Annotated in this window: 7 protein-coding genes; 1 reads left to right on the top strand and 6 read right to left on the bottom strand. The window is 63.2% G+C overall.

Annotation, left to right across the window (positions count from 1 at the left end; all coding sequences use genetic code 11):
• Position 1 precedes the first annotated feature (1 nt).
• Positions 2 to 901 (bottom strand): LysR family transcriptional regulator, encoded by a 900-nt coding sequence (locus tag UW3_RS0109890; RefSeq protein ID WP_010222240.1) that lies wholly within the window; start codon positions 899 to 901, stop codon positions 2 to 4.
• A 153-nt stretch (positions 902 to 1,054) separates the two neighbouring features.
• Between UW3_RS0109890 and UW3_RS0109885 the strand changes: the two genes are divergently transcribed.
• Positions 1,055 to 2,284, top strand: a complete 1,230-nt coding sequence (locus tag UW3_RS0109885; protein WP_302184151.1) for an MFS transporter — start codon at positions 1,055 to 1,057, stop codon at positions 2,282 to 2,284.
• A 67-nt stretch (positions 2,285 to 2,351) separates the two neighbouring features.
• Here the strand turns inward: UW3_RS0109885 and UW3_RS0109880 are convergent, their stop codons facing one another.
• From UW3_RS0109880 to UW3_RS0109860, 5 genes are all read right to left on the bottom strand, one after another.
• Positions 2,352 to 2,699 (bottom strand): YgiW/YdeI family stress tolerance OB fold protein, encoded by a 348-nt coding sequence (locus UW3_RS0109880; protein WP_010222238.1) that lies wholly within the window; start codon positions 2,697 to 2,699, stop codon positions 2,352 to 2,354.
• 140 nt (positions 2,700 to 2,839) lie between these two features.
• Entirely contained in the window at positions 2,840 to 3,901 is a 1,062-nt protein-coding gene (gene hemE / locus UW3_RS0109875; protein WP_010222237.1) for a uroporphyrinogen decarboxylase, read from the bottom strand.
• Between the two features lie 188 nt (positions 3,902 to 4,089).
• Positions 4,090 to 5,508 (bottom strand): FAD-dependent oxidoreductase, encoded by a 1,419-nt coding sequence (locus UW3_RS0109870; protein ID WP_010222236.1) that lies wholly within the window; start codon positions 5,506 to 5,508, stop codon positions 4,090 to 4,092.
• Positions 5,509 to 5,624: 116 nt separating this feature from the next.
• Positions 5,625 to 10,070, bottom strand: coding sequence for a glutamate synthase large subunit (gene gltB / locus UW3_RS0109865; RefSeq protein WP_010222235.1), 4,446 nt, complete (start codon positions 10,068 to 10,070; stop codon positions 5,625 to 5,627).
• A 363-nt stretch (positions 10,071 to 10,433) separates the two neighbouring features.
• A complete protein-coding gene (locus UW3_RS0109860; protein ID WP_010222233.1) occupies positions 10,434 to 12,050 on the bottom strand; it encodes an AAA family ATPase in 1,617 nt (538 codons plus the stop codon).
• Position 12,051: the final 1 nt, after the last annotated feature.

Below are 12,051 nucleotides of genomic sequence, written 5' to 3'. Positions count from 1 at the left end.
CTCAGCTGCGTTCCAGGGCCTGGCGGGTCAACAGCTCGGCAAAGGCCCTGGCCATCGCCGACGGCGCATCGCGGCGCTGCACCAACCACACGGCAGTCACCGCGTCGTCGTCGAGCAAGGTCCGGTACACCACCCCGTCGATGCGCATGCGCTGGAACGAAGCCGGCAATACCGACACCCCCAACCCCGCCGCCACCAGGCCGATGATGGTCATCGCCTCCCCCGCCTCCTGGGCAAAATGCGGACTGAACCCGGCCTGGCGTGCCAGGCTCAGCAACTGCGCGTGCAAGCCACTGCCGTAACTGCGCGGAAAAAACACGAACGGCTCCTGGGCCAGGGCCGCCATGTGCACCCCGGCGTCACTGCCTTGCGCCAGCGGATGGGCAGCATTGATCACCGCCACCAGCGGCTCGCGAAACAGCTCGACGACATTCAGGCTCTCAGGCAAGGCCAAGGGGCGCATCAGGCCGACCTCGATCGACTCGTCGAGCAAGGCGTCGGCGACATCGCGGCTGCTCATTTCCTTGAGGTTCAGGTGCACCGCCGGGAAGCGCTGACGAAACGCGTGAATAGCCTTGGGAATGCTCGAGTTGAACGGTGCCGAAGAAGTGAAGCCAATCTTCATCTCGCCCAGCTCACCCAGTTGCGCACGCCGGGCGACATCGGCAGCCTTGTCGACTTGCGCCAGCACCAGCCGTGCCTCTTCGAGGAACAGGCGCCCGGCCTCGCTGAGCTCGACCCGACGATTGGTTCGCTCGAACAAGCGTGCCCCCAGCTCCTGTTCAAGGGCCTGGATCTGCTGACTCAACGGTGGCTGGGAAATCCCCAGGTTCTGCGCCGCCCGGCCAAAATGCAGCTCTTCGGCGACGGCGATGAAGTAGCGCAGGTGACGCAATTCCATGGCGGCTCCAATAGGTCGTAAAACCTCTTAAACAGGTCGAACAATATATTGGAAATGATCATTAGCCAGCTATATGCTTTTTTCACTGCCTGACAGGCCGTAGCGCCCCCGAGGTCACCCGTGAAAACTGCTGTTGCGCCCCACGCCCACGAACTGCCCCCTGCTCCGCTCGACGAAATCGTCGCCACCCTCAACGAAAGCTGGATCGAAAAAGGCACCCCGGCCTTTTTGCGCACCGTACTGGCGCTGTTCTGCGGCGGCTTTGCCACCTTTGCCCTGCTGTACTGCGTACAGCCGATGATGCCGCTGCTGTCACAGGAGTTCTCGATCAGCGCCGCGCAAAGCAGCCTGATCCTCTCGGTGTCCACCGGCATGCTGGCGTTCGGGTTGCTGATCACCGGGCCGATTTCCGACCGCATAGGGCGCAAGCCGGTAATGGTCTTCGCCCTGTTCTGCGCAGCGCTGTGCACCATCGTCAGCGCCCTGATGCCCAGCTGGCACGGCGTACTGCTGACCCGCGCCTTGCTCGGGCTGTCGCTGAGCGGCCTGGCGGCGGTGGCCATGACTTACCTCAGCGAAGAGATCCACCCCCAGCACATCGGCCTGGCCATGGGCCTGTACATCGGTGGCAATGCCATTGGCGGCATGAGCGGACGCTTGATCACCGGCGTGCTGATCGACTTCGTCAGCTGGCACACGGCGATGCTGGTGATCGGTGGCCTGGCCCTGGTTGCTGCGGCGGTGTTCTGGAAGATCCTTCCGCAATCGCGCAACTTCCGCCCGCGCTCGCTGCACCCGCGCAGCCTGCTCGACGGCTTTACCCTGCACTTTCGCGATGCCGGCCTGCCTTGGCTGTTCCTGGAAGCCTTCCTGCTGATGGGCGCTTTCGTCACCCTGTTCAACTACATCGGCTATCGCCTGCTGGCCGAGCCCTATCACATGAGCCAGGCGCTGGTCGGGCTGCTGTCGGTGGTGTACCTGTCGGGGATCTACAGCTCGGCGCAAATCGGTGCCCTGGCCGACAAGCTGGGCCGGCGCAAGGTGTTCTGGGCGACCATTGTGCTGATGTTCGGCGGCTTGCTGATGACCCTGCTCAGCCCCTTGCCGCTGATTATCGTCGGCATGCTGGTGTTCACCTTCGGCTTTTTCGGCGCGCATTCGGTGGCCAGCAGCTGGATTGGCCGACGGGCGACCAAGGCCAAGGGCCAGGCCTCGTCGTTGTACCTGTTCAGTTATTACGCCGGGTCGAGCGTGGCGGGGACGGCGGGCGGGATGTTCTGGCATCAGGCAGGGTGGAACGGCATCGGCCTGTTCATCGGCAGCTTGCTGGTGGTGGCCTTGCTGGTGGCGGTGCACTTGAGCAAGTTGCCGGCCAAGGCTTGAGCTGAGGGCCGCTGCGCGGCCCATCGCCGGCAAGGCCGGCTCCCACAGGAGCGGGCCTGCCACTGGATCAGTTGATCACTTCAACCCGATCAACATCCACTTCACGGCTCATCAGGTGCTTCTCGACTTCACCGCTCAGCTTGACCTTGGTCTTGTCGTTGAAGGCTACCGGCGGCAGGTCTTCGTCATCGATCTCGACGGTGATGGTGCCGGTGGTGTCCTTGAACTCGTACTTGTCATCGTTGTTCACTTTCTTCACCACGTAGCCTTGCAGCACCACCGGGGTGTCGTCAGCGGCGTCATTGGCGGCGGCAACCGTGGTCACCGACTGGGCGCCAGGGCCGGTATAGCCGGCAGCCAGGGCAGCGGTGCTGAACAGCGGGGCAAGCAGCAGAGCGAGGTAACGGGTTTTCATGGTGTGGATCCTGTCTGGGTTTCGATGGAGCCAGATTACCCAGGCAGGCTGAATTGAACCTTAATAGCAGTGGGAGCGGGCTTGCCCCGCGATCGCGCTGATTCATTCAGGTCGCAATCGCGGGGCAAGCCCGCTCCTACTTAGTGGTACTGCGCCGACAACTCGTGCACGGCGTTGATGAACACGCCGGCATGCTCCGGATCAACCTCCGGGGTGATGCCGTGACCGAGGTTGAATACATGGCCACTGCCCTGGCCGTAGCTGGCAAGGATGCGCCCGACTTCGGCACGGATGGCCTCCGGCTTGGCATACAGCACGGTCGGGTCCATGTTGCCCTGCAGGGCGACCTTGCTGCCAACGCGCTGGCGGGCTTCGCCGATGTCACAGGTCCAGTCCAGGCCCAGGGCATCAGCGCCGGCCTCGGCGATGCTTTCCAGCCACAGACCGCCGTTCTTGGTGAAGAGGATGACCGGCACCTTGCGCCCTTCGTGCTCGCGGATCAGGCCGCTGACGATCTTGCGCATGTAGGCCAGGGAGAACTCCTGGTAGGCCGCCGCCGACAGGTTGCCGCCCCAGGTGTCGAAGATCTGTACCGCTTGTGCACCGGCCAGGATCTGCCCGTTGAGGTAGCTGATGACCGACTGGGCCAGCTTGTCGAGCAGCAGGTGCATGGCCTGCGGGTTGTCGTAGAGCATGGCCTTGGTCTTGCGGAAGTCTTTCGACGAGCCGCCTTCGACCATGTAGGTGGCCAGGGTCCAGGGGCTGCCGGAGAAGCCGATCAGCGGCACGCGGCCATTGAGCTCGCGGCGGATGGTGCTGACGGCATCCATGACGTAGCCCAGGTCCTTCTGCGGATCAGGGATCGGCAACGCCTCGATATCGGCCAGGGTGCTGATGACCTTCTTGAAGCGCGGGCCTTCGCCGGTCTCGAAGTACAGGCCCTGGCCCATGGCGTCAGGGATGGTGAGGATGTCCGAGAACAGGATCGCGGCGTCCAGCGGGTAGCGGTCCAGCGGTTGCAGGGTGACCTCGCAGGCAAACTGCGGGTTCATGCACAGGCTCATGAAGTCGCCGGCCTTGGCGCGGCTGGCGCGGTACTCCGGCAGGTAGCGGCCGGCCTGGCGCATCATCCACACCGGGGTGACGTCTACGGGTTGCTTGAGCAGGGCGCGCAGAAAACGATCGTTCTTCAAGGCAGTCATGTCGGCATCCGGAAAAAAAGTGGGGGCATTTTCTCAGAGCCCAACGTAAAAGGCACGGTATCAACCGTGCCTTTTGTCTATCGACTTGTGACAGGTCAATAGATTTTGTTGAATTCATCGCGGGTCAAGCCCGCTCCCACAGGTTCAGCACACATTCTGTGGGAGTGGGCTTGTCCCGCGAAGCCTTTTCAGACTTCCAGGTAATCCAGAATCCCCTCGGCGGCATTGCGCCCCTCGAAGATCGCCGTCACCACCAGGTCGGAACCGCGGACCATGTCGCCACCGGCGAAGATCTTCGGGTTGCTGGTCTGGTGCTTGTAGGTGTTCTTCTCCGGTGCCACGACGCGGCCCTGGCTGTCGGTCTGGATGCTGAACTGCTCGAACCACGGCGCCGGGCTGGGGCGGAAACCGAAGGCGATGACCACGGCATCGGCCGGGATGATCTCTTCGGAACCCGGGATCGGCTCAGGGCTGCGGCGGCCACGGGCGTCCGGCTCGCCGAGACGGGTCTCGACCACCTTCACGCCTTCGACCTTGTCTTCACCGACAATCGCGATCGGCTGACGGTTGTAGAGGAACTTCACCCCTTCTTCCTTGGCGTTCTTCACCTCTTTGCGCGAGCCGGGCATGTTCGCCTCGTCACGACGGTAGGCACAGGTCACGGCCTTGGCGCCCTGGCGGATGGAGGTGCGGTTGCAGTCCATCGCCGTGTCGCCGCCACCGAGCACCACGACCTTCTTGCCTTTCATGTCGACGAAATCTTCCGGCGACTTTTCAAAGCCCAGGTTGCGGTTGACGTTGGCCACCAGGAAATCCAGGGCATCGTGCACGCCCGGCAGGTCTTCACCGGGGAAGCCGCCCTTCATGTAGGTGTAGGTGCCCATGCCCATGAACACGGCATCGTATTCCTCGAGCAACTGCTCCATGCTGACATCCTTGCCCACCTCGGTGTTGAGGCGGAACTCGATGCCCATGCCGGTGAAGACTTCGCGGCGATTGCTCAGCACGGTCTTTTCCAGCTTGAACTCGGGGATGCCGAAGGTCAGCAGGCCGCCAATTTCCGGGTTGCGGTCGAACACCACCGGGGTCACCCCGCCGCGCACCAGCACGTCGGCGCAGCCCAGGCCGGCCGGGCCGGCGCCGATGATGGCAACGCGCTTGCCGGTCGGCTTGACCTTGGACATGTCCGGGCGCCAGCCCATGGCGAAGGCGGTGTCGGTGATGTACTTCTCCACCGAACCGATGGTCACCGCGCCGAAGCCGTCGTTGAGGGTGCAGGCACCCTCGCACAGGCGGTCCTGCGGGCACACCCGGCCGCAGACTTCCGGCAGGGTGTTGGTCTGGTGCGACAACTCCGCGGCGGCGAGGATGTTGCCTTCGGCGACCAGCTTCAACCAGTTGGGGATGAAGTTGTGCACCGGGCACTTCCACTCGCAGTACGGGTTGCCACAGCCCAGGCAGCGGTGGGCCTGTTCGGCCGACTGCTGGGGTTTGAAGGGCTCGTAGATCTCTACGAACTCTTTCTTGCGTTGACGCAACAGTTTCTTCTTCGGATCCTTGCGCCCGACCTCGATGAACTGGAAGTCATTGCTGAGACGTTCAGCCATTTTCAATACCTCTTTACCGCAGTTGCTAGCTTCAAGCTGCAAGCTGCAAGACGATCACGTGGGCCGGCAAACCTCGTACTGCTTTGAACTTGCAGCTTGAGGCTTGCCGCTTGCCGCTACTGCGGGTTGGCACGGGTGCTGGACAGCAGGTTCTTCAGGTTGGCCGCCTTCGGCTTGACCAGCCAGAAGCGCCGCACGTAGTCGTCCAGGTTTTCCCAGAGCTCACGACCCCATTCGCTGTTGGTTTCTTCGACGTACTCAGCCAGCACGCGCTGCAGGTGGCTGCGATAAGCCTCCATGGCCTCGCCGCTGATGCGCTGGATCTCGACCAGTTCGTGGTTGAGCTTGTCGACGAAGCTGTTGTCCATGTCCAGCACGTAGGCAAAACCACCGGTCATGCCCGAGCCGAAGTTGTAACCGGTCTTGCCCAGAACGCAGACAAAGCCACCGGTCATGTACTCACAGCAGTGATCGCCTGTGCCCTCGACAATCGCGTGGGCACCGGAGTTGCGCACGGCAAAGCGCTCGCCTGCGGTACCGGCGGCGAACAGCTTGCCGCCGGTGGCGCCGTACAGGCAGGTGTTGCCGATGATGGCGCTGTGCTGGGTGGCGAACGGGCTGCCCGCAGGCGGTACGATCACCAGCTTGCCACCGGTCATGCCTTTACCGACGTAGTCGTTGGCATCGCCTTCGAGGTACATGTTCAGGCCACCGGCGTTCCACACCCCGAAGCTCTGCCCGGCAGTGCCCTTGAAGCGGAAGGTGATCGGTGCCTTGGCCATGCCCTGGTTGCCGTGCAGGCGGGCGATTTCGCCGGAGATCCGCGCACCGATGGAACGGTCGCAGTTGCAGATGTCCAGGTCGAACTCGGCGCCCGACAGGTCGCGAATGGCCGGCAGGGCCATGTCGACCATTTTCTCGGCCAGCACGCCCTTGTCGAACGGCGGGTTGCGGTCGACTTCACAGAACTGCGGCTTGTCGGCCGGCACGTGCTCGCTGCCCAGCAGCGGGCTGAGGTCCAGGTGCTTCTGCTTCTCGGTTTCGCCGGGGAGCATTTCCAGCAGATCGGTACGCCCGATCAGCTCGCCGAGGCTGCGCACGCCCAGCTTGGCCAGCCACTCACGGGTTTCTTCGGCGACGTAGGTGAAGAAGTTCACCACCATGTCGACGGTACCGATGTAGTGATCCTTGCGCAGCTTGTCGTTCTGGGTGGCAACGCCGGTGGCGCAGTTGTTCAGGTGACAGATACGCAGGTATTTGCAGCCCAGGGCGATCATCGGCGCGGTGCCGAAGCCGAAGCTTTCGGCGCCGAGGATCGCCGCCTTGATCACGTCCAGGCCGGTTTTCAGGCCGCCGTCGGTCTGCACCCGGACCTTGCCGCGCAGGTCGTTGCCGCGCAAGGTCTGATGGGTTTCAGCCAGGCCCAGTTCCCACGGCGCGCCGGCGTACTTGATCGAGGTCAGCGGCGAAGCGCCGGTGCCGCCGTCGTAGCCGGAGATGGTGATCAGGTCGGCATAGGCCTTGGCCACGCCGGCGGCGATGGTGCCGACGCCCGCTTCTGCCACCAGCTTGACCGAGACCAGTGCCTGCGGGTTGACCTGCTTGAGGTCGAAGATCAGCTGCGAAAGGTCTTCGATCGAGTAGATATCATGGTGCGGCGGAGGCGAGATCAGGGTCACGCCAGGCACGGCGTAGCGCAGCCGGGCGATCAGGCCGTTGACCTTGCCGCCAGGCAGCTGCCCGCCCTCACCCGGTTTGGCGCCCTGGGCGACCTTGATCTGCAGCACTTCGGCGTTGACCAGGTACTCGGGGGTAACGCCGAAGCGGCCGGTGGCCACCTGCTTGATCTTCGAGCTCTTGATGGTGCCGTAGCGGGCCGGGTCTTCGCCACCCTCACCGGAGTTGGAGCGCGCGCCCAGGCGGTTCATCGCCTCGGCCAGGGCTTCGTGAGCTTCCGGCGACAGCGCGCCGAGGGAGATACCGGCAGAGTCAAAACGCTTGAGGATATCTTCCAGCGGCTCGACCTGCTCCAGCGCCAGCGGCTGGTCGGCGACCTTGACCTTGAGCAGGTCGCGGATCATCGACACCGGGCGCTTGTCGACCAGTGCGGTGTATTCCTTGAACTTGGCGTAGTCGCCCTGCTGCACGGCGGCCTGCAGGGTGTTGACCACGTCCGGGTTATAGGCGTGGTATTCGCCACCATGGACGAACTTCAGCAGGCCACCCTGCTGGATCGGCTTGCGCGCGCTCCAGGCTTCGGCGGCGAGCAGCTTCTGCTCGTTCTCGATGTCGACAAAACGTGCGCCCTTGAGGCGGCTGGCAACGCCACGGAAGCTCAGCTCGACGACTTCCTCGGACAGGCCGACGGCCTCGAACAACTGCGCACCACGGTAGGAACCGACAGTCGAGATACCCATCTTCGAGAGGATCTTCAACAGGCCCTTGGAGATGCCCTTGCGGTAGTACTTGAACACCTCTTCCAGGTCACCCAGCACTTCGCCGGTGCGGATCAGGTCGGCGAGCACTTCGTAGGCCAGGTACGGATACACCGCCGAAGCACCGAAACCGATCAGCACGGCAAAGTGATGCGGGTCGCGGGCGGTGGCGGTTTCAACCAGGATGTTGCTGTCGCAGCGCAAGCCCAGCTCGGTCAGGCGGTGATGCACGGCACCCACGGCCAGCGACGCATGCACCGGCAGTTTGCCCGGGGCGATATGGCGGTCGCTGAGCACCAGTTGGGTCTTGCCACTGCGCACGGCTTCTTCGGCCTGATCGGCGATGTTGCGCACCGCAGCTTCCAGGCCCAGGCTCTCTTCGTAGTTGAGGTCGATCAGCTGACGCTCGAAGCCGGGGCGGTCGAGGTTCATCAGCGAACGCCACTTGGCGGGCGAGATCACCGGCGAGCTGAGGATTACCCGCGAGGCGTGTTCGGGGGATTCCTGGAAGATGTTGCGCTCGGCACCCAGGCAGATCTCCAGCGACATGACGATCGCTTCGCGCAGCGGGTCGATCGGCGGGTTGGTGACCTGGGCGAACTGCTGGCGGAAGTAGTCATAGGTCGAACGCACGCGCTGCGAGAGGATCGCCATCGGCGTGTCATCGCCCATCGAACCGACCGCTTCCTGGCCTTGCTCGCCGAGCGGACGCAGTACCTGGTCGCGCTCTTCGAAGGTGACCTGGAACATCTTCATGTATTGCTTGAGCTGGTCAGCGTCGTAGCTGGCCACGCCCTGGTCGTCGCTGAGGTCGGCCTGGATGCGCAGGGCATTCTGGCGCAGCCAGCGCTTGTACGGGTGGCGCGACTTCAGGCGGTTGTCGATGGCGTCGGTGTCGAGGATCTGCCCGGTTTCGGTGTCCACGGCAAAGATCTGCCCCGGGCCGACACGGCCCTTGGCGATCACGTCTTCGGGCTTGTAGTCCCACACGCCGATTTCCGACGCCAGGGTGATATAGCCGTTCTTGGTCGTGACCCAGCGCGCCGGGCGCAGGCCGTTACGGTCGAGCAGGCACACCGCGTGGCGGCCTTCGGTCAGTACCACGCCGGCCGGGCCGTCCCACGCTTCCATGTGCATGGAGTTGTATTCGTAGAAGGCGCGCAGGTCGGCGTCCATGGTCTCGACGTTCTGCCACGCCGGCGGAATGATCATGCGCACGCCACGGAACAGGTCGATGCCGCCGGTGACCATCAGTTCGAGCATGTTGTCCATGCTCGAGGAGTCGGAGCCGACGCGGTTGACCAGCGGGCCGAGCTCTTCCAGGTCCGGGATCAGGTCGTTGGCGAACTTGGTGCGACGCGCCTGGGCCCAGTTGCGGTTACCGGTGATGGTATTGATTTCGCCGTTGTGGGCGAGGAAGCGGAATGGCTGCGCCAGCGGCCATTTCGGCAGGGTGTTGGTGGAGAAGCGCTGGTGGAACACGCAGATCGCGGTTTGCAGGCGCTCGTCGCTGAGGTCCGGATAGAAGGCGGCGAGGTCCGCCGGCATCATCAGGCCTTTGTAGATGATGGTCTTGTGCGAAAAGCTGCAGATGTAGTGGTCGGTATCGGCGGCGTTGGCCACCGAAGAGCGACGGCGGGAACTGAACAGCTTGATGGCGAATTCCTGATCGCTCAGGCCTTCACCGCCGATGAACACCTGCTCGATCTGCGGCAGGCGCTCCAGGGCCAGGCGGCCAAGGACGCTGGTGTCGATCGGCACTTTGCGCCAGCCCACCAGTTGCAGGCCAGCCGCGAGGATCTCGCGGTTCATGTTGGCGCGCGCGGCTTCAGCCTTGGCGTTGTCCTGATTGAAGAACACCATGCCGACCGCGTACTGCTTGGGCAGCTCATTGCCGAACTGTTCGCGGGCCACGGCACGCAGGAACTGGTCGGGCTTCTGCATGAGCAGACCGCAACCGTCGCCGGTCTTGCCGTCGGCGTTGATCCCACCACGGTGGGTCATGCAGGTCAGGGCCTGGATGGCCGTTTGCAAAAGGTGGTGGCTGGGTTCACCCGTCATATGGGCGATCAGGCCAAAACCACAGTTATCCTTGAATTCTTCGGGATGGTACAGACCTGTTTTCATAGACACTTTCTCACCAGGTTCGCCTCTCACCAAGGCAAATCTTTTTTTAGTACAACCACTTACCATCCACGCCGAACGAATGCCAGCTTTGCGGGGGCAATAGGGGAGCCATTGTTGCACAGCGACAGGGAAGCCCACAAATTTACGACGAATTGCCGTAAATCCATGTCGCGTTTTTGAATGTTTTTAAGCGTGCGCCGTGGTAACGGCATGGCTTGAGTCTGAAGCGTTTCAGCCTGGACTGCAAGATGGGCTTGTGGCCGGCAGTCTGGGACAGAAAAGCCTGCCGCGCAGTACGCAGCAGGCTTGACCGATGTTCAGGAGTCGCTCAGCAGGTGGCGGGGGTAGTGCCACCAGGCTATATCAGCGGGTCGAGGCCAGTTCTTGTTGGACGCTGGCGACGGTACGTGGCCAAGGTTTACCAGCCTGGACCTTGGCTGGCAAGGCCTTGATTGCAGCCAGAGCGGCGTCACGGCTGGCGAAGTTGCCGTAAGTGATCACGTACAGCGGCTTGCCCTGCAGGGTTTTCTTGAAGTAGCGATAGTCGCCACCTTGCGCCTTGACGTAGGCCTGGGCCGACGCTTCGGAGCTGGTACCGAGGATTTGCACGACATAATTGCCCGGCTTCTGCCCGGCATACCAGCTACCACCGGCCGCAGGCTTGGCCGCCGGCTTCTCGGCAGGCTTAGGTGCAGGCTTGGCGGTTGCAACCTGGGTTGGCGCAGGCTTGGCAACAGGTGCAACCGACTTGCTGGCAACAGGCGCTACCGGCTGTTGCGCAGGTGCAACCGGCTGTACCGGGGCAACGGGCTGTGCTGGAGCGACCGGTTGTGCCGGTGCTGGGCCAGCGGCGACACCCGCCGGTGGAGCAATAGTGGTGACGGTAGGTGGCTGCAGTGCGGTTTCGCCAGCCGGCGTGGACTCTTCACCCTCGCCCATGCCGGTCGACTCGGCCAGCGGGCCACGCATCACCGGTTGCGACTGACCTACCAGCGGCAGCGGCATTGGTTGCGAATTGCCGGCGAACTCGATGGCCGGGCCGCCATTGTTCGACTGGGCATTGCCCGGCTGACCCTCACCCAGCGGCAGTTGCGCCTGTTCGGCAGGAGCAGTCGGCGCCTGATCACCCTTCTTCGGCATCAGCACGGCGGCCGCGACGGCGACCACGACGACAGCAGACAACGCCAGCACATGTTTCTTCGGCATATTGAACCCCATTGATGGTCGCTTCGCCGTGGTCCGGCTGGCGATCATGGCTTCGATCAAGGTATCGCGGGCGACCTGGTTGATTGCCCCAGGCCAGCCGTCAGAGTTTTGGTGAATATCAACGATCTGTTCACTGGTGAACACCTCGATACCCCGCCCGGCACCGTCCAGGCGCTGCTCGAGGTACTCACGGGTTTCTTCTTCGCTATAGGGCTCAAGCTCGATGACATGGAAACGTTCCTGCTCGGCATTGAGCTCTTCCAGCCCGGCGATCAGTGACGGCTCGCCGAACAGGAAGACATGCGGACGCCCTTCCGGAGTGCCCGCCGCCAACTCCAGCAAGGCTTGGAGTGCCGACTCGCCAAGTTGTTCCGCATCGTCCACCAGCAGATAGACTTCCTGCCCGGTCAGTGCCAGTTGCACCACCTGGGCGAGGATGTCCGGGACTTCGGCCTGGGCCACGCCCAACGACTGGGCAACCTGGCCGAGCAGGCTGGCGGCATCGCTGGCACCACGGGCGGAAACCACCACGCTCTGCACCGATTGCTTGTTGGTGCTGGCCACCAGGGCCTGACGCAGCAGGGTTTTGCCGCTGCCCTGCGGGCCGGTAACCACCAGCAGCAACTGGCTGTAACGGGCCAGGTGGTGCAGTTGGCCCAGCACCGGCTTGCGCTGGGCAGGGAAGAATTTGAAACCCGGCACCCGTGCAGCGAAGGGGTCGTGGTTCAACTGGTAATGGCCGAGAAAGGCCTCGTCGGCATGCAAACTAGTCATC

Origin of the sequence: Pseudomonas donghuensis, assembly GCF_000259195.1 — a bacterium.
GTDB lineage: Bacteria > Pseudomonadota > Gammaproteobacteria > Pseudomonadales > Pseudomonadaceae > Aquipseudomonas > Aquipseudomonas donghuensis.
This window is presented reverse-complemented; position numbering and strand designations above follow the sequence as displayed.

What these genes read in the sequence shown, in the direction of transcription:
- UW3_RS0109890 (WP_010222240.1), bottom strand. Translation starts at nt 901, where the DNA reads ATGGAATTGCGTCACCTGCGCTACTTCATCGCCGTCGCCGAAGAGCTG.
- UW3_RS0109880 (WP_010222238.1), bottom strand. Translation starts at nt 2,699, where the DNA reads ATGAAAACCCGTTACCTCGCTCTGCTGCTTGCCCCGCTGTTCAGCACC.
- hemE (WP_010222237.1), bottom strand. Translation starts at nt 3,901, where the DNA reads ATGACTGCCTTGAAGAACGATCGTTTTCTGCGCGCCCTGCTCAAGCAA.
- UW3_RS0109870 (WP_010222236.1), bottom strand. Translation starts at nt 5,508, where the DNA reads ATGGCTGAACGTCTCAGCAATGACTTCCAGTTCATCGAGGTCGGGCGC.
- gltB (WP_010222235.1), bottom strand. Translation starts at nt 10,070, where the DNA reads ATGAAAACAGGTCTGTACCATCCCGAAGAATTCAAGGATAACTGTGGT.
- UW3_RS0109860 (WP_010222233.1), bottom strand. Translation starts at nt 12,050, where the DNA reads ATGACTAGTTTGCATGCCGACGAGGCCTTTCTCGGCCATTACCAGTTG.